A 17,342-nucleotide genomic window follows, 5' to 3' on the forward strand; every position below is an offset into this window, starting at 1 on the left:
TTATAAGGAGTTTTTTAATGAAATGCCATGATATTTATGGAAATTAGTCATTTTTCGAGTAATTTTAATCATTTTAAACCATTTTAGGCATTGACTATTCTTCGATTATTTAATGCAACATTAGTGACTTTATCAGAATTTTTTATATGCCACCGGACATTTTACAGATAACGCAAGTGTTAATGTTACAAAAGTAGGCGAAAGCTATATTGCCATGACAGAAACTCCACATCGTGTTGAATTTGATCTTAATAGTTTAAATACTTTGGGGCGGTTTCACTACAGGGACGGGGTTACCGGGCATCTAACAACAGTTCACCCTCAATTTGATTATAGGAAGGAGCAAATAATTAATTATATAACCCGTTTTTCTTTAACCAGCACTTATAATATTTATGGAATAAACCGGGGCTCCTCCAGAAGACAGGTTATTTCATCCATACCTGTAAAACAAGCAGCCTACATGCATAGTTTTGGTATGACTGAAAACTTTATAATCTTAACGGAGTTTCCGCTCTTCATTAATCCATTCAGATTATTACTTACCGGCAGCCCATTTATTGATAATTTATTCTGGAAGCCGGAACACGGTACAACCTTCCTGGTAATAGATAAAAATAGTGGTAACATGGTTGGCAATTTTAAATGCGAGCCTTTTTTTGCTTTTCATCATATCAACGGTTATGAAGAGATGGGAAATGTCATTGTGGATATTGTTTCATATAAGGATTCATCTATTATTAAATCCCTTTGCCTGGACAAATTACGGCAGGGTAATTCTTTGATCCCCACTCCACAAATGCGGCGATATTACTTGGATTTGGCCAGTAATAAAGTCACAACCCAAATTTTATCCAAAGATTTTGTTGAAATGCCTAGGATTAATTATCGAAGGTGTAACACAAGGAATTATAATTATATATATGGAATAAGCGACCATGAATCAAATGGTTTTCCTAATAAATTGGTCAAGTTTTACATTAAGAGTAAATCACTTAAGCACTGGTACAAGGAAAATAATTTCCCTGGTGAACCCGTATTTGTAACAGCACCGGACACTGTGGAGGAAGATGAAGGGGTTATTCTATCCCTGGTTCTTGATACAATAAAACGAAAAAGCTACTTACTAATTCTTGATGCAACTTGCTTTTCTGAAATTACTAGGGCTTATCTTCCGTTTGCTGTTCCCTTTGGTTCTCATGGCCAATATTTTGAATAGAGTAAATGAGAACCCATCTCTTTCACGTGTCACGACCTTTTTATGGCTATCAAAATGAATACGCTGATTATTGCTCACTTTAATATACTCCTTTCCCAAATTTCCCTTAAAGAACTTGTTCATCTTATGAACATAAAAATGGTATTTATGAGACCCCACCCTTATACAAATAACATGTGCAAACTTTGACACTATATACACTTGGAATTCAAAATAATGCTCAAGGTAAAGTTCATGGCTGTGAAAAAAAAGCACCCTCGTGTTAAAACGAGAGTGCTTGGCGATAGTTTATTGTTTGATATCTTTGAACTATAATTGTATGTTTTCTACGAATTGTATGCTAAGCCCATTAGGATCTTTAACAAAGAAAAACTTAATATGAGGCGCCGGTTGGAAAGGCCCGCTCTCTATTTTCAGGCCTTTTTCCTGGATAAACTTGATCATTTCATCAACAGAGTTTACTTCAAATCCAAGAGAAATATTCTGTCCAACATTTATATTCTGATTTACATCATTATGATATAATAATTCAACCTTTGTTTCTCCGGAACCCAAAAAAGCGATCTCAGTTGCCGGTCCTGCCATATATCTTTTTTCAATCGAGAGTCCTACTATTTCCTGATAAAACTTCAAAGATTCCTCCATATTATTAACCGTAATAGTACACCAGCAGAATTTCATAATCTCCCTCCTAAAATTTATTTTTATTGTATTATATGCCTGTTTATAAAACAACTTTAACTCCTAATAGAGGCTTCTACTTTTTCATTGCCTGCTCCTTTAAATCCTTTGGCATCTTCTCAATTGAATACCTAAGAGCCGTACGAGGCATGTCCTTTTTATTCTTCATCACATAATTAAACACTTCATTTTGGTGAACCTTACTAGCCTCCTTCAGCATCCAGCCATAACCCTTTTGGACTAAATCGTCTTTATCCTTTAAAAGGCTATCGGAGATTTCAAAAATATCCCTTAAAAAATCCCCTTTCCTGGCCGGTAAGATCAGGGTAACTGCCGAAGCACGTTTGAGCCACCTGTTATCTGCTCTCGCCCAACTTTTGAGATTTTTTATATATTGCGGGAACTGCTCAATAAATGAACCAATGGAATGGTTACACAAGGTATCACATTTTGCCCAATTATCCACGTATTTTTCAATCCATCTTTCAAACATTTCAATATCATCAGGCATATAATTCTTATGTATCCGGTAAGACCAATCAAATGCTATGAACGCGTCTTCACAATAGCCTGTTTCAAGTAGCTGCTCACAGAGAGAAAATATTTCTTCTTTATCTTTGTGTTTTATTTCATCAAAATGTTTCTTCGCTATCTTCCCGACAATTGAACTTTTTACCCCATACACTTTTACCTCTTCTTTAAAAAAACGTTGAGAATTATTTTTTGTTTTTTCATCAATATTCTGTTCTAGTTCTTTTCTAATGATTGATACGACATCCCCCATTACTTCACCCCACAAAGACACTTATTTTCCTGACATTACTTATTATTTCACAAATAAAATATTTTTTAAGCGTTTTACTTTTCCTTTAAGTTTCGTTAATGTTGATAACTGTCGAATAATCCGGAATAATGTTGGAAATTATTACAAGGCAATCCGCAGGAAATTGTATAATATGTGTTGAAGCAAGAATATATTACAAAGTTACTATTTTAGTTTAATACGTTATACCGGGGATATAATTTAATTTTTGCAATATACGTTCATATGGTTGGAGATAGTGTCGTGGATAATGATGAAATCTTAAATATATGCTATGAGTTATTTGATAGTATTATAATAATAAAGGGATATATCAAACTCAACATCAGGAACAAAAAGGTAAACTACTCGATAATATTAATTCAGGAAATCAAAATTATTGAGACTTTAGTGCGTAAAATATTAGACATTGTTAACCCGCTATCAACATAGATTAGTTTTCTCCCAACTTTACATACCACTCCCGCACCCATCTATTAAGGATTATGAACTTCCCGCCCTAGACCCAGTCTCATAATATCCAAATATTATGAACCTCTCACCAATAAATTCATCCAGTGAGATTACGTGGCAAAGAAATGCTACATGTTAAATGCCATAAAATGACGCTTAGGAAATCCCTGGATGATAATGATATGATGCCGGGGTATCCTTATATATTATACGGATTCTATCCGGCAAAGCACCGCCTTGAAATCAGGGTAAGCAGTTATCGGGTCAATTGCTTCCATATCAACCAATAAGTTAACATTGGCGTCGGCCCAGCCGTGTGGAACACTAACCACGCCAGGCGCTATTTTTTCTGTCAGACAGGCGCGAAGCTTCATGCTGCCGCTTTTTGTTTCAACCCGGATCATACTGTAATCCAGCACTCCATACTGACTGGCGGTAGCCGGGTGAATCTCGGCCAGCGGTTCGCGGTTGCTATTACGTAGGACCGGCACGTGACGTTGTTGTGTATGGGTGTATTCCTGCCTGCGCTCCCCGCTGATCAGGATAAGAGGATATTTTTGGTACAGTTCCGGCGTATTGACCGGGCTTTGATAAGGTTCCATGTATACCGGGATGGGATCGTAGCCGTAGTCTTTTAACGTCTGTGAGTAAAGTTCAATGATACCGCTGGGCGTGCCCAGTTTTTTCTTTTCATGCACGTTATATTGTTTTTCGCCGTAATACGTTCCCAGAGGACTGGCCTTTAGCTGATCCTTGAAATCCCCGGGTTCAATAAAAGCGTCCATCACTTCTTCGTCGCTCTGCCAGGGGAAGTATTCTCCAAGACCAAGGCGTCTGGCCAATTCGCTCCAGATCTTCCAATCCGGCCAACTGTCACTAATTGGTTCGATAACCTTATGATGGAGCATCGCGAAAGGCTCCCCAAATACTACCCCGTAGACATATGACAGGCCGCCTTTCTCCAGGAAGGTGCAGGCGGGTAGGACAACGTCGGCCAACTCTGCCGTTTCACTAAAAAACGGATCAATAACAGCTAAAAAGTCAAGGCCGGCAAAGGCCTTTTTAAACAGACCGGCTGCCGGGAAGGATACTACCGGATTTGCTGCCGTAACAATGCAGGCCCTAACAGGATAGGGTTTTCCCTCCAGAACGGCCTCAGGAAACAATGTTGCGATGCCAAATGGCGCCTGCCGGCCCCAGAGCGAGCTAAATACCGGGAAGTCATCCGCTCCGATTGGTTTTTCCTGATCCTTAAAGCTTAAATTGGTCAGCGGTATACGAGGCACCGTTACCCAACTGCCCGGCTTAAAAACATTGCCGGTAATCGCTTGCAAGATGGATAAGATTCGCGAATTTTGCAGACCGTTACGGTGCTGGTCAAGGCTGTTTATCCCCTGAATAATGCAGCCTGGTTTTACCTGCGCAAACATCCTGGCTGCTGTTATGATATCAGACGCCGGTAGCCACGTAATTTCCTGAGCCCATTCAGGAGTATAGTTTTCAACATGTTTAACCAGTTCATCGAAACCAACTGTATACTCCTTAACAAAATCATGATCATAAAGGTCTTCTTTGATTATCACATTGATCATGGCCAAGGCCAGCGCCATATCGGTGCCCGGACGGATTGGCAAATGAAAGGTTTCCTCAGCCAGCGGGATCCGCTTTGGGTTTATTACAATAAGTTTTAGCCCTTCTTTGGCTAACTTCTCCCGGATCAGTTCGCCTAACATACCTTTGGAACCGTCCGGATTGTGACCCCATAATACGATACACCGGGAATCTTTTGGATCATCCAGGGGATAACGGCCAAAAGTCAGCTGCCGGGCTAAGATTCTGGCCCGGTAGCAGATGTTTTCCACAGACAACAGATTTGGTGTGCCGAAAGCCCCTTTGAAACGGCGGGCAAAGGTAGCAACCTCAATGTTTTCCACCCCTACCGACCCACAAAAAACTGCCAGCGATTTGGCGTCGTATTTCTCTTTAACCCTGGTTAATTTTTCCGCGCAATAATCCAGGGCTGTATCCCAGTTAACCCTTTGCCAATACCCTTTCTCACGCAGCATCGGGGTACGCAAGCGGTTAGATGAGTAGACGTAATCAGGCAGGGCTTCCCCGCGCGGACAAATGTAGCCACGGCTTACGGGATGTTCCGGTAAACCCTCTACCTTGATCAGACGCCCGTCTTCAAGATGAGCTTTGATACCGCAATCCCAGACACATAACATGCAGTCGCTGATAATTGTTTTAACAGACATGCGTAACACTCCCTTAATACACTTACACTATTTTTATATACCTTCTTTATCTATATCTCTCTAGTTAATTTAAATCCGGTGGAGACTTTATGCTTAACCCCCTTTCAATTTATAATGCTTATTTAGCGCTTTAACATATTCGCTATTCGTTAGCTCCGTGAATTAGTATAAAAACAAAATCTTCATTATCTATATACAAGGATACACTTTGCCTGGAAATAAGTCTATATTCCAGCTGGGTAACAATAAATTTACATTAAACAACTTATTATTTCTTCATATTTCTTACTATCCTAGTAAAATTTTATACAATAAACAGTGCAAGATTAACTTGACCCAACCCTTAGGGCAGGGTTTATACTGGCGGTAAGGTGGGATGGCGATGGAGTATCGAATAAAAATCAGCGATTTTGCCAAATTGACTGGAAGTACGCTAAAAACCGTTATCTATTATCATAAAATCGGTTTACTGCAGGAACCGGAGCGTTCACCGGTGGGCTACCGCTTATACGGGCCGGCTGAGCTATCTCGTATGCGGTTAATCAAACGCTTAAAATCCTTGGGGCTGGATCTGAACCACATTAAAGAAATATTGGGAGATTCACAAAGCACCACAACCTTGCGGGAAGTCTTGCAGTCCTTGCGAACTGAGCTTCTAAGCGAGAAGAAAAGCCTTGAAGAACGAGTGGCGAAAATTGATACACTGCTAAATGAAGATAAAGTACTCATGAATGAGGATAGTTTCGGTTCCCCTTCTTTTCAAATGATCTCAGAGATACTGGGACCGGATCAAATAGAAAAATATATTCAAACCTGCCCGGCTCTGTTTGATCAGCAACGGAAATTGTATGGCATCCTGGATGATTTTCAGTGGGGCGAGGATTACCGGGGAAATTTTCGAGCATTAGCCGAGTATTTTAAAGAGCACCCTGAGCAATATCAAATTTCTTTGGATTATGGAGTACGACTTGCCAAGCTGGCCCAGTTGCCCGAAGATGCTCCGGAGGTTGAAGCTTTGGCCCGGGAATCTGCAGAATTCATCAAAAGTATACCTCAGTTAAGGGAGATGTTATGCAATCAGCCGGGAATAAAGAAACCCCTTGAAAGCCTATATAATAATATAGTATCTAACATTATTTCGCCGGCCCAGATGAAGCACATGCAACTTCTTCAACAATACCTCAATTCTTGATTATTAGTATAAGGTTGCCTTAAGAAAAATATTTTTGTATTTTGTTCCTTACATTACAAAACATTACAAATTTATACGAATAGGCAATTAATAATTATCCATTCTTAATTGGTTATATTGACAACATTCTCCATGGAGATTATCCTTTTTCACGGAGGAACTTCGGGCACAGATAGAGAAAAATATCAATGATTTGTATGCACATAACTGTGGGCTTTTCATTGGTAACGCATATTACATATTGGTATGCTTAGGGAGATTAACCATCATGAGAAAGATTTTAATTTCGCTTCTCACCCTATTTCTAATAACCTTCTATACGCAAGCGTATACTTCACCTGAAAATAAGGCCGTATTCCAACTGGGCAACGATAAATTTACATTAAATAACCAAGAACAAAGTATGGACACAATTCCTATTGTTAAAAGCAGCCGTGTTTTCGTGCCTATCCGGTATATTGCTTATGCCTGTGGAATAGACGACAAGGATATATTATGGGACATGAGTACCCAAACCGTAACCCTAAACTCAAATAATAAACGTCTTTCGGCGAAGGTAGGCAGCAAGCAACTAGTTAATAATGGTCACGTAGTGGATATGGATGTTGCTCCTGTAATGATAAACGATAGAGTTTTTTTGCCGGCCCGCTGGATCGCTGAAGCGTATAATTATAAAATTGAATGGGACCAGGCAAGCAAATCAATCTTAATTTACCCCCGAGGAAATATAAAGCCGCATCCACCTGAACAACCAGCTGTTCTATTAGTTAACAAAACACATCGCTTACCGGATGACTATCATCCAGATCCCTTGGACAACTATAACGGATATCAAGTTTCTAAATCAATGAACTATCCTCTCCAGGCACTCTTTACAGCAGCTGATGAACAATCGATTAACCTCGGCATCAACTCCGGCTACCGTGATGTTGAAAGCCAACAACAAATTTTTAATGAGCGAGTTAGCCAGTTGGGTTTACAAGAAGCCAAGTCAGCCGCGGCACTGCCGGGTTACAGCGAACACCAAACCGGACTTGCAGTTGATCTGGAGGGTGATTCAAACGCTTACTCCTGGCTTAAGGCAAATTGCTGGAGTTATGGGTTTATCCTGCGTTATCCTAAGGGCGGTGAGGAAATCACAGGTTATTCCTATGAGCCCTGGCATTTTCGTTACGTTGGTATACCAATTGCATCGTTTATGCATGCAAACAACATACAGACGTTAGAGGAATTTATAGATACTTATATCAGCGATTAGCAAGGACTATCGAATAAATACTTGATATCCGCGCTATTAACCAAATATTTTAACAAAAAGGAGAGGAAGAGATATGAGTAAAGGACAATTGGGTCTCAGTACTCCAGACAAACGGCTTGCCGCCGTCTGCGGGCTGTTTTGTACCGCCTGCGCCTTGTATATCGGCACCAAAGAAGATCCGGAAAGATTAAAGATTATGGCCACGCGCTTCCAAATCCCGGTGGAAGAATTGGAATGCCATGGCTGCCGGTCGGAAAAACGAGGCATTTTCTGTAGAGAGTACTGCAAAATGACCAAATGCGTCATTGAAAAAGGAATCGACTTTTGTGGCGAATGCCCGGAATATCCCTGTGACGAGCTGAAAGAATTTCAGGCCAAGATGCCGCACCGCAACGAATTGTGGAAATCCCACGAACGCATCAAGGAAGTTGGGTATGAAAAATGGTACGCAGAACAGGTTGAGCATTACTCGTGCCCCGCGTGCGGTACCATAAACTCCGCCTATGACATGGCATGCAGGAAATGTGGCGCAACCCCGAGCTGTAATTTTGTGAAATTACACAAAGATGAAATAATCTAAAATATGGCTATGTTAAATCCCAAATCGGAGTAAGGAGAAAAAAATGGATTATAAACAGATGACAGCGCCTGAGAAGTCTATTTTACCGGCAAGTGGAAGCTGTAGCAACTATTAATCCTAAATCATAATCCTAAATCATTTGTTCCGCTAATTCCGTTTAATGCGCCCGGAACTAATTCACATGCCATTACGTATTTATCAGGAATATTATGTGTATTTTTGATGCCAAAATTAATAGCGGCATTAAAGCCAAATCTATGGTAATAAGCAGGATCACCGACAAGAAGCACGGCCGTGTATCCCATCTCTTTTGCCAGTTTGAAACTCTCCCTGATCAAGTGAGAGCCTACTCCTTTATTTCGATGCTTTAAAGCTACTGATATAGGCGCCAAGAGAAGGGCTTGATATTTATTGCTATTGTTAACGATATAAGTCTTTGTCAACATTATATGTCCAATCAGTATACCGTTTTCTTCAGAAACAAGTGCCAATTCCGGAATATAATTGCCGCCAGCGCGCAGATGATTTACGAAATCCTGTTCTTTACCATTCGAAACTTTAGCTGTTTGAAAAGCTATTTTAACCAAATCATATATCTTGGAAAATTCTTCAGGTGTTTCTCTTCTGATAATCATTTTTATTCTCCTCCCATTACATAAATACTCACAGCTTCATTGTGGTCTTTATCTCCTACGCTTCCGTTAAGTACTTTTTCATGTCGGCATCCCATTTTTCCACATTTTCACCTGTAGCCCACTGGTTTAAAATGATTCTTTCGCTTTCATCAACGTCAATTGATAGATCAGGTATATCAACGCCTTTTTCCGGGTTCAAAAATACCATTAATTTATTTGGCGTTAAAACTGCTAACAAGTCCTTTTCCGGAGAAGACACGGCGTCTTTAGCGTCCGGATATTTTTGTTTTATTTCCTCCCATCCTTTACATAATGAATCATAAGAGGTTATAGATTCAGGCAAGGGAAGGGACAATTTTATAGGTTCTTTAACCCTCGTGCCGCTGGAACCATTGCCGGAATGACTCCGGGAAACGTTCAGCGGCGCTATAGCTTCCCACTTTCCGCCAATCCTTTGCAAACCGATATTATCTTTATCAATAACTTCTTTTTCTTCGATAAAACCAACCTCACCCTGGTTTGTCTTATTATATTTCTTGGCATAACTCTCAATTAACTCTGATGCGTTGGCCGGCAGCAAGTCCATAATTTGTTTGTTTTTATTTAGACCGCGTCCCTCTGATGTCTGAAGGTTTCCTATTTTGTATAAATCAATGCCGTATCCGCTAATACGCATAGTTCCCCCGGTGTCATAATAATAATTGCTTTTTATACAAGCGTAATTGTTGCCGGCGTATAAAAGTTCTTCATACACCCGCTGATGCTTGATATCCCAATCAGTATAGCCGTCTTTTTCAGATAAAGGCCTCTTGAATGTTTCATTAGTATATAACGGTTTAGCTTTTGTGTCTGCGTTATGTGAGACAAACATAACCAAATTATGGTGATAATCGAGTTCGTTATTATAATATTTCTTCTTATCCTCTTCAATCGCGCCAAAATGGTACTCGTTGCTCTCTATCTTCCAGAAATTACTTCCATAGGGTGTCAGGATGAGGCCTGGTTTTTCTAAATAAGTTAGACTTGTTCCTTTTGGTGAAATCCAAAGAGTCCTATAGTTGACTAATTGAGTTCCATATATATTCTTTATATATTCTTTTGGTCTACGGTTTTTGCTAAACCGAGCAAAAGACCCGAGTTTATTTTTTCTCTAGTTGATGTCTGCTCTATTGATTGCTCGGCATTAGCGGCAGGGGCTTTGCCGTCTTTGGAACCGGTACATCCTGATAAGAAGATCCCGGCAGCAATCAATATAAAACCAATAAATATTGCCTTCAATTTCATATTACAAATCCCCCATAATAACCGGCAAATTTTCTACCTTTAATAATAACGGCATTTTTCTTTTCTGCAGCCGTGCGGATGCCGGTCGCTATCACTACAGATCAACTTCCCGTTGCAATGCAGGGTTATTTTTAGATATTCTCTCACGAGTTTACAGCTTAAAGTCAAAGCTGTTCGAACAAAATTTTTGCAGCAACATGGGCCGGTTTGATTCGCTATGGCTTCGATAACTTGGGACACAACAATCATGGTAGTGGCAGTTTCCTTATCTTTTGGACAGGATGCGCCTAGAATAACGCTGAAGCATGCTCCAATAGCAGGAGCTATGCCGCAAATACCAGTCAAGCCGCAATAGGCCCCTATAGCCTGTTTTCTTGTTCGAGTCAGAGCTTCAGCAATTTGAATGTCAGTAATTTTAATTTCTCCGCTGTTTTTAATTGCTGCTAAAAGAGCTCCCGCAGCAATCAATGCATGTTCACAGCCCAACATGGGTATGTGCGCTGATTTCATCATTATTTCGGCAATTTCCAATGGATCAGTACCCTGTGCCATGAGAGCCAAATTCAATATTTTTTCAAAAGAATTTTTTCCATGACACTCGTCACAGACATAATGGCCGTTTGGACAGCAAACGTGGCCAATTTCTTTTTGCCCGCAACATATGCAAGAAAACTCTCTGCCAGATTCCAGGTAGTCAAGTTTATTTCCACAAATCAAGCAGTTTTCTAGAATATTTTCCTGGTGTTGACCAACACCTTCTTGAGATGGACCTCAGCAGCCTGTCCCATGTGGCTTTAACAAGTCCAGCATACTATTTGCCTCATTTATTCTTTAAGGGCCTGTATAATCTCCTCAGGCAACCGCTTTGGTTTCATTCCCGGTCCCACACATGCCAATTTCACTTTACCATCTACGAGCAGTTTTCCGTCATTGACCCGCAGCACCTGATGGGCAAAGGTAAGAGAGGATTTTTTAATTTCCAGCACGGCTGTTTCCACTCTAAGCAAATCGTCATGCAAAGCCGGGGCGCGGTAATCAATCTCCAGATGCACAACTGGAAAAACGAAACCTTGACAGGCCATTTCCTTTACCGAAAATCCCCGGTCACGAAGGTATTCGGTCCTCCCCCTTTCGAAGTACTTCAGATAATTTGAGTAATAAACCACCCCGCCCGCGTCAGTGTCTTCGTAATAAACCCTTATTTCCATATGAATACCCTCCGGCAAATATTAATCCACCGGGCATGACCCGGCAAAAATTGTTCCCGTTATTGTTTCGTTTCCTAACATGATATGGTTATTATATATGTCAATTTCCGGTCAGGCAATTCCATCAGCTTTTAGACTCTTAAGGTTATTAGCTACAGGTTACATATAGAACAATCTAATCATACTCTATTTATAAAAAAAACAATAAAAAAGGAGTGTAAAGCTGCTTGACAAAAGTTAAAGTAGGGTTGCGTCCTATTGTTACTAATATAAATTTGCCCACTGTTTTGAAAACAACCATACTTCCGGGTGATTCAGACGAAAGTTTATTTTTTACAACCCAGGTAGGGGAGATCTTTTTTATAAGAAATGGAGTTATAAAGATTTTTTTAGATATTCGCGAGAAAATCCTAAAACTAGGTGTTTCCGCCGGCGGATATGATGAACGCGGATTAATAGGATTAGCGTTTCATCCCGAATTTTATTATTATAGTTTGTTTTATCTTCATTATTCCGTAGAAGGAACACAAGGTCCAGGGGCTCTCCCCGGTCCTTTTAGGCCTGACCCGTGTGATCCCGGCACTTTAAACTTAAAGTGGACAAATAGAGAAATTAACTATGATCATATTGATACAGTTGAAGAATGGGTCTTACAATCAAATGGTCAACCTCGAAAACTTCGGACATTACTTAATTTAAGAAGACCATTCTTAAATCATAATGGTGTAAATAGCTTAAACTTTTCACCCGAAACAAGAAAACTTGTTTTAACTACGGGAGATGGCGGATCAGGCTTTGATCCGTTTAATTTAAGCCAAGATGATCATGAAATCGCCGGCAAAATAATTGAAATTGATGTGGTTAGGAACACCTTTATCTATAATCCACCTGTGGTTACCCGTTTTGATGAACTTCCCGGATCTATTCAGGAAACCCTTACAGTGATTGCCAAAGGGGTCCGTAATATGCCAGGTATTTCTTATCAAAGGGTTAATAATTATTATATTAAATATGTGGGAAATGTCGGACAGGATTTAGTTAAGTCTATTTTTTCATTCGTTAATTATAAACCAATACCGGTCACTCAGCTTGTTCAAAATTCTTCAGAGAAATCCGAACTCGACCTGCAAAGATTTATTAACTTTGGATGGAGAGCGTGGGAAGGTGTTCTCCCTTCCTCGATTTTAAGGAAATGCCCTGCCAATCCGGATTTAAATGAGAAAGTGGCTGCTTATTATGACGAAGTTGTAAAAACCTCAACGCAACGTCTTAAGCCTTTAATCAGTTATTTTCATGAAGATCCCCGGCCCGATAAGTTTGCAGGAACCGCGCTTACAGGGGTCCAAACATATATGGGAAATAGTATCCCCGGTTTAATGGGGAGTGTTGTTTTTACCGATCTTGCCCGACGTAATGGGTCTGAACCTCGAGCCAGAGGAGTTTAGCTTATTCCAGGGCAAGAACAAATTGCGAACTTAATGATTTTAGCGTTATTGAAACCGATTATAACTTCGGGCCTCAATCAGCTTACTATGTTAGCTTGGGAACGAATCTAGATCAATCCAGACTATTATTAGGAGTTTATGGCTCTATCAAAGTGGTTGATTTCAATCAAGGTACTATTTTTGAAATCGTTCCATAATCGCTTTGACAAGGTTTATTTATATCTACCTTTATACTTTTCTACCGGATATTTCAGGGCATTGGCAGCAACCTTGCTTTTAATCGCTGTGGCTAAATCTATGCCTGTGACATTTGCCATGCACAAACAGTAAATTACTACATCAGCAAGTTCCTCTCGGACCTTCTCAATTTTTTTATCGTCCAAGCACCCGTCCGACCACTGGAATATTTCCATTAATTCCGCGGCTTCGATGGCAATAGACATAGATAAGTTTTTGGGGCTGTGGAACTGCTCCCATTCACGCTCTTTTACAAAGGCAGCCACCAAGTCTTTAATATCTTGTATTGTTGTGTTTTTATCTGAAATCATAATTACTAACCACCCCTATGAAAGACCAAAGTCTATTAAATTTTTAAGGTTTGCTGTAGTCGCTTCTTCCACTTCTCCCCTGGTTACTTTCTTAAGTAACGCTACAGCCTCACATACATCCACTACGTTCCCAGGCTCATTGGAGTCTGTTTCCAACGCAATTTCATTAAGAGTTAAGGTTTCCACGATGGAGTTAATTGCTGGAAGGTCACGTTTATTGATAGCAATTAGAAATCCCCTTTGTCGATACATGAGGGCTTCATCAATTGTACCACTAAAGCCATGCACAATGCCTCTTGGAGGCCGCTCAGCAAAATCATCAAATACGTTTAAAATTTCACTGGTAGCTCCACGGTCATGCAATACTAAAAATAGATCGTTATTTATTGCTAAACGCACCTGAGCACGAAAAGCTTTTATTTGCACTTCCAAAGGAAGAGGCGCCAATTCAGTCCGGAAATCATCAGACATGCAACGAACCGTATCTATTCCCGTCTCGCTGATTGCTGTTACTTTACCCCCTTTAATCAATTCTGCAATAGTCTTTTCTGCTTCCGGGTTATAAAGATTTGATCGCCAGGGATGGATGCCGACACACGCCTTAACCTGGCTAAACTTTTCGGCTAAAATAACATTTATCCGCGAAGTAGTTACATCCATAGCGGCTGCTAACACAATATCTACTCCGGCATTCTTTGCCCTCTCCAATGAAAGAGCCGGGTCCTGAGCTAAATGCATATGCACATCAGCTAACATAATAATCCCTCCTTTTCAAGTTCAATTATTAAGTCCAATAAATAACTTTAAAATTGTATTTTCAGAGCGACCTTTTACTACAACGAGATAGCCTAAAACCCATGTTCGCATTATAGACATTTAGCACTATTTCAAACAGACTTAAAACCCTGCTTACCAGTACGCCAACAATTCATTAGCCGTACTACATGGCATTTTTCACACGCAAACATTTTACCACTATCGGCAAGTTCTGACATCCCCCTCCAATATAGTAATTGGACAAATTAGCACAAGAATAATTATTACCACCCAGTATTAAAGGGTGGCGATTAGTTTGTCCAAGGAAGACAATCCAAAGCAAAAAGATAAGAAGAAAAAAGAAATAAAAGTCAATGTAGTCTATAAAGATGGCGGTAAGACTTTTCAAGAGCTTATGGAGGAATTATTAAAGTCGATTGCCAAACAGCCCCATTAATGCGTTAAGAACGGCTTGTCCATGAGATATGACAGAAAGGAGCGAAATTAATACGATGTATGCTCCTGAAGATAGCTACAAATTAATGCAACTGAATAAGGTTTTTAATGTCGGCATATATGTTAGGCTGTCAAGGGAAGATGAAAAATGCGCCGAGTCTGAAAGCATCGCCAACCAGAAGGAATTCCTTATAAGCCATGTGCTGGAGCAAGGCTGGAACTTGATTGATATTTTCGCCGACGATGGGTACACGGGGACAAACTTCAGCAGGCCGGGTTTTCAACTACTGATTAAGGCTATAGAGAGCAAAAAAATTAACCTTGTAATCACCAAAGACCTTTCCAGGCTTGGCAGGGATTATATTGATACGGGTTATTACGTCGAGAGGTATTTTCCCGAAAGAAATGTTAGGTATATAGCTCTTAATGACGGGGTCGACACCTTTTTAAAAAACAGCAACAACGATATGACCCCTTTTAAATCGGTGATGAATGACCTTTACTCTAAAGATATTTCCAATAAGGTCAGAACCACGGCAAACCTTAAAAGAAAAAACGGGGAATTTATCGGACCGTTCGCCCCCTACGGGTATTTGAAAGACCCCGAAAACAAAAACAAACTGGTTGTTGACCCGGCAACTGCCTGGGTGGTCAGGAAAATATATGACATGCTTGTCAACGGAGCCGGGTTGATCCGGATTTCAATGGTCTTGAACCAAGAAGGAATACCCTCCCCTGGAGCGTACAAGAGGCAAACCACAAACTACAAAGGACGTGGCGGAGATTTTGACGCGTGGTCGTTTGAATCAGTTAAATATATACTTACAAACCCCACTTACGCCGGAAACGTTACTCAAAACAGATATACAAAAATCAATCATAAGATCAAAAAATTGAAAAGAGTTCCAAGGGAAGCTTGGATAACGGTTAACAATACTCACGAGCCGATAATTGACAGCGATACATTTGAGCAGGCGCAGCAAATAATTAGCGTAAGAGACTATTCAACAAAATACGCGCCGAAAGGCGGGGCGCATTTACTGTCCGGCATGATTTTTTGCGGAGACTGCGGGAGCCGGATGACTTTTGCCGCAACCAGCGCCGGAAAATTCTACGTTATTTGCACCCGTTATAAGAATTATAGAAAGTGCGCCAGGCATTCCATACCGGAAAAAGATCTTGAATACAGCGTTATTAATGAATTGAAAAAAATATCCTCTGATGCAATAGACTTTCAAAAGCTTTATGAAAAAGCGCAAAAGTTAATTAGTACATCGGAAGATGACCCGGTTACCCATGAGGTAAAAAAGATAGAATCACGTTTAAGTGAAATAAATAAAATAATAAAATGCATATACGAGGATAAGGTTAAGGAAGTAATAACAGAATCGGATTTTCTTAATTTTACGCAAGACTATAATACGGAACGGGAAAAACTGAACTTCAGACTGTCGAAACTGTTAGATGACAATCACAGAGGACCATCGCAAAAAAAAGATGCCGGCAATATTATGAATATGGTAAAGGAATTTACTAATTTTAATAATGTCACCAAACCCACGCTGATTAAGCTGATTGACAGAATTGAAGTCTTCGAGCAAAGGGAAATAACGATAAAATACAGGTTTACGAGTCCTTACTAATTCTGTTCCATTTAAGGTATTACGGGGGTCAATATATGCGACACTCACAATAAACGCCGGGCCAAGGTATCTTAATAATTGCTTAAAACGTTTAAACAATTGTGAACGATCATAGGTCCTGATTCGACCAATTTCATAATCTGTAAATACATTCTCAATTTCTGCCTCTTCTAGCAAAGTTAAACTGCCTCCTTTTTCCCCCAGCTTAAATAATTAGCCGTATCTAATTTTGTTTACTGTGTAAGATATGAAAAATTTAATAATGTGGTGAGAATATGAACGGGTTAAGTGCATATATTTTAAAATACCTGACAGTAAAGTTGGTGTCATATGGACAATAAGGAGTTTTTTACCTTTCGCGAATACATGAAAAAAGATGAGCAAATGCTAACAGCTTCAATGGAAGATTATCTGGAAATGATCTACCGTCTCTCTTTCAATTCAGGTTACACGAGAACACATAACTTGGCGGCAGCCCTGAATGTGCAGCCGTCATCCACTACTAAAATGATGAAGAAACTATCTGAGGTTGGTTTAGTGGATTATGAAAAATATGGGATAATAACTTTGAGTAATAAAGGTAAAGAGTTTGGAAAAGCACTGCTTAAAAGACATATGATCATAGAAGAGTTTCTGCAATTACTGGGGGTTACGGAAGACATATTGGAAGAAACTGAAAAAATAGAGCATACTATCAGTGACAATACATTAGAATGTATAGCAAATTTCGTGGAATTCGTAAAATACAAACCGGAAACAGCCAAAGAATTAAAGGATTTTGCAAAAGAAAAAAATGCTAAGAAAAAAATTGGATAGTACATCCACTAAAATCCTTGCCCTTTTAGCGGCGAGGATTTTTTTATGATTAATTTTATTTATTAGAAGCTAGTTTATCATAAAAAT

General features: G+C 39.8%; 16 protein-coding genes and 2 pseudogenes. 8 read left to right on the top strand and 10 right to left on the bottom strand.

Features of this window, described 5'->3' with window-relative positions; all coding sequences use genetic code 11:
• Positions 1 to 166: 166 nt before the first annotated feature.
• Positions 167 to 1,219: pseudogene (locus tag L7E55_RS10195) on the top strand (carotenoid oxygenase family protein); the annotation flags it as partial.
• A 309-nt stretch (positions 1,220 to 1,528) separates the two neighbouring features.
• Here the strand turns inward: L7E55_RS10195 and L7E55_RS10200 are convergent.
• The 3 genes from L7E55_RS10200 to L7E55_RS10210 form a co-directional block, all read right to left on the bottom strand.
• Positions 1,529 to 1,900 (bottom strand): VOC family protein, encoded by a 372-nt coding sequence (locus tag L7E55_RS10200; RefSeq protein WP_277444180.1) that lies wholly within the window; start codon positions 1,898 to 1,900, stop codon positions 1,529 to 1,531.
• A 76-nt stretch (positions 1,901 to 1,976) separates the two neighbouring features.
• Complete coding sequence (locus L7E55_RS10205; protein ID WP_277444097.1) at positions 1,977 to 2,684, bottom strand: DNA alkylation repair protein; 708 nt, start codon at positions 2,682 to 2,684, stop codon at positions 1,977 to 1,979.
• Positions 2,685 to 3,382: 698 nt separating this feature from the next.
• Positions 3,383 to 5,434, bottom strand: a complete 2,052-nt coding sequence (locus tag L7E55_RS10210; protein ID WP_277444098.1) for a molybdopterin-containing oxidoreductase family protein — start codon at positions 5,432 to 5,434, stop codon at positions 3,383 to 3,385.
• Positions 5,435 to 5,816: 382 nt separating this feature from the next.
• Between L7E55_RS10210 and L7E55_RS10215 the strand changes: the two genes are divergently transcribed.
• The 3 genes from L7E55_RS10215 to L7E55_RS10225 all read left to right on the top strand — a co-directional run bounded on the left by L7E55_RS10215 (position 5,817) and on the right by L7E55_RS10225 (position 8,464).
• Positions 5,817 to 6,626, top strand: coding sequence for a MerR family transcriptional regulator (locus L7E55_RS10215; RefSeq protein ID WP_277444099.1), 810 nt, complete (start codon positions 5,817 to 5,819; stop codon positions 6,624 to 6,626).
• Positions 6,627 to 6,894: 268 nt separating this feature from the next.
• A complete protein-coding gene (locus L7E55_RS10220; protein ID WP_277444100.1) occupies positions 6,895 to 7,884 on the top strand; it encodes a stalk domain-containing protein in 990 nt (329 codons plus the stop codon).
• Positions 7,885 to 7,957: 73 nt separating this feature from the next.
• Positions 7,958 to 8,464, top strand: a complete 507-nt coding sequence (locus tag L7E55_RS10225) for a DUF3795 domain-containing protein (RefSeq protein ID WP_277444101.1) — start codon at positions 7,958 to 7,960, stop codon at positions 8,462 to 8,464.
• 122 nt (positions 8,465 to 8,586) lie between these two features.
• On the opposite strand, the gene L7E55_RS10230 is transcribed toward L7E55_RS10225, so the two are convergent.
• The 5 genes and pseudogenes from L7E55_RS10230 to ybgC all read right to left on the bottom strand — a co-directional run bounded on the left by L7E55_RS10230 (position 8,587) and on the right by ybgC (position 11,591).
• Entirely contained in the window at positions 8,587 to 9,099 is a 513-nt protein-coding gene (locus L7E55_RS10230) for a GNAT family N-acetyltransferase (RefSeq protein WP_277444102.1), read from the bottom strand.
• A 55-nt stretch (positions 9,100 to 9,154) separates the two neighbouring features.
• On the bottom strand, positions 9,155 to 9,775 hold the full coding sequence (locus L7E55_RS10235) for a hypothetical protein (protein ID WP_277444103.1): 621 nt from the start codon (positions 9,773 to 9,775) through the stop codon (positions 9,155 to 9,157).
• A 410-nt stretch (positions 9,776 to 10,185) separates the two neighbouring features.
• Entirely contained in the window at positions 10,186 to 10,383 is a 198-nt protein-coding gene (locus L7E55_RS10240; RefSeq protein WP_277444104.1) for a hypothetical protein, read from the bottom strand.
• A gap of 39 nt (positions 10,384 to 10,422) precedes the next feature.
• Positions 10,423 to 11,148: pseudogene (locus L7E55_RS10245) on the bottom strand (DUF5714 domain-containing protein); the annotation flags it as partial.
• 59 nt (positions 11,149 to 11,207) lie between these two features.
• Complete coding sequence (gene ybgC / locus L7E55_RS10250) at positions 11,208 to 11,591, bottom strand: tol-pal system-associated acyl-CoA thioesterase (protein ID WP_277444105.1); 384 nt, start codon at positions 11,589 to 11,591, stop codon at positions 11,208 to 11,210.
• A 227-nt stretch (positions 11,592 to 11,818) separates the two neighbouring features.
• On the opposite strand from ybgC, the gene L7E55_RS10255 reads away from it, so the two are divergent.
• The gene (locus L7E55_RS10255; RefSeq protein ID WP_338091208.1) at positions 11,819 to 13,036 is read left to right on the top strand and encodes a PQQ-dependent sugar dehydrogenase; all 1,218 of its coding nucleotides are present in this window, start codon (positions 11,819 to 11,821) and stop codon (positions 13,034 to 13,036) included.
• Positions 13,037 to 13,248: 212 nt separating this feature from the next.
• Here the strand turns inward: L7E55_RS10255 and L7E55_RS10260 are convergent, their stop codons facing one another.
• Together L7E55_RS10260 and L7E55_RS10265 are read right to left on the bottom strand one after the other, a co-directional pair.
• Positions 13,249 to 13,584 carry a nucleotide pyrophosphohydrolase gene (locus L7E55_RS10260; RefSeq protein WP_277444106.1) on the bottom strand — a complete coding sequence of 112 codons (336 nt, stop codon included), beginning with the start codon at positions 13,582 to 13,584 and terminating at the stop codon, positions 13,249 to 13,251.
• 15 nt (positions 13,585 to 13,599) lie between these two features.
• Positions 13,600 to 14,340, bottom strand: coding sequence for a TatD family hydrolase (locus tag L7E55_RS10265; RefSeq protein WP_277444107.1), 741 nt, complete (start codon positions 14,338 to 14,340; stop codon positions 13,600 to 13,602).
• A gap of 316 nt (positions 14,341 to 14,656) precedes the next feature.
• Between L7E55_RS10265 and L7E55_RS10270 the strand changes: the two genes are divergently transcribed.
• The 3 genes from L7E55_RS10270 (at position 14,657) to mntR (ending at position 17,255) form a co-directional block, all read left to right on the top strand.
• Entirely contained in the window at positions 14,657 to 14,797 is a 141-nt protein-coding gene (locus tag L7E55_RS10270) for a hypothetical protein (RefSeq protein ID WP_277444108.1), read from the top strand.
• A gap of 55 nt (positions 14,798 to 14,852) precedes the next feature.
• Positions 14,853 to 16,439 (top strand): recombinase family protein, encoded by a 1,587-nt coding sequence (locus tag L7E55_RS10275; RefSeq protein ID WP_277444109.1) that lies wholly within the window; start codon positions 14,853 to 14,855, stop codon positions 16,437 to 16,439.
• A 330-nt stretch (positions 16,440 to 16,769) separates the two neighbouring features.
• Positions 16,770 to 17,255: a transcriptional regulator MntR gene (gene mntR, locus L7E55_RS10280; RefSeq protein WP_277444111.1), complete on the top strand. Its 486-nt coding sequence runs from the start codon at positions 16,770 to 16,772 to the stop codon at positions 17,253 to 17,255.
• The last annotated feature ends 87 nt before the right edge of the window (positions 17,256 to 17,342 follow it).

The sequence above is a fragment of the Pelotomaculum isophthalicicum JI genome (assembly GCF_029478095.1).
GTDB lineage: Bacteria > Bacillota > Desulfotomaculia > Desulfotomaculales > Pelotomaculaceae > Pelotomaculum_D > Pelotomaculum_D isophthalicicum.

Coding starts and splice junctions, on each gene's coding strand:
- L7E55_RS10200 (WP_277444180.1), bottom strand. CDS start 1,900: ATGAAATTCTGCTGGTGTACTATTACGGTTAATAATATGGAGGAATCT.
- L7E55_RS10205 (WP_277444097.1), bottom strand. CDS start 2,684: ATGGGGGATGTCGTATCAATCATTAGAAAAGAACTAGAACAGAATATT.
- L7E55_RS10210 (WP_277444098.1), bottom strand. CDS start 5,434: ATGTCTGTTAAAACAATTATCAGCGACTGCATGTTATGTGTCTGGGAT.
- L7E55_RS10215 (WP_277444099.1), top strand. CDS start 5,817: ATGGAGTATCGAATAAAAATCAGCGATTTTGCCAAATTGACTGGAAGT.
- L7E55_RS10220 (WP_277444100.1), top strand. CDS start 6,895: ATGAGAAAGATTTTAATTTCGCTTCTCACCCTATTTCTAATAACCTTC.
- L7E55_RS10225 (WP_277444101.1), top strand. CDS start 7,958: ATGAGTAAAGGACAATTGGGTCTCAGTACTCCAGACAAACGGCTTGCC.
- L7E55_RS10230 (WP_277444102.1), bottom strand. CDS start 9,099: ATGATTATCAGAAGAGAAACACCTGAAGAATTTTCCAAGATATATGAT.
- L7E55_RS10235 (WP_277444103.1), bottom strand. CDS start 9,775: ATGCGTATTAGCGGATACGGCATTGATTTATACAAAATAGGAAACCTT.
- L7E55_RS10240 (WP_277444104.1), bottom strand. CDS start 10,383: ATGAAATTGAAGGCAATATTTATTGGTTTTATATTGATTGCTGCCGGG.
- ybgC (WP_277444105.1), bottom strand. CDS start 11,591: ATGGAAATAAGGGTTTATTACGAAGACACTGACGCGGGCGGGGTGGTT.
- L7E55_RS10260 (WP_277444106.1), bottom strand. CDS start 13,584: ATGATTTCAGATAAAAACACAACAATACAAGATATTAAAGACTTGGTG.
- L7E55_RS10265 (WP_277444107.1), bottom strand. CDS start 14,340: ATGTTAGCTGATGTGCATATGCATTTAGCTCAGGACCCGGCTCTTTCA.
- L7E55_RS10275 (WP_277444109.1), top strand. CDS start 14,853: ATGTATGCTCCTGAAGATAGCTACAAATTAATGCAACTGAATAAGGTT.
- mntR (WP_277444111.1), top strand. CDS start 16,770: ATGGACAATAAGGAGTTTTTTACCTTTCGCGAATACATGAAAAAAGAT.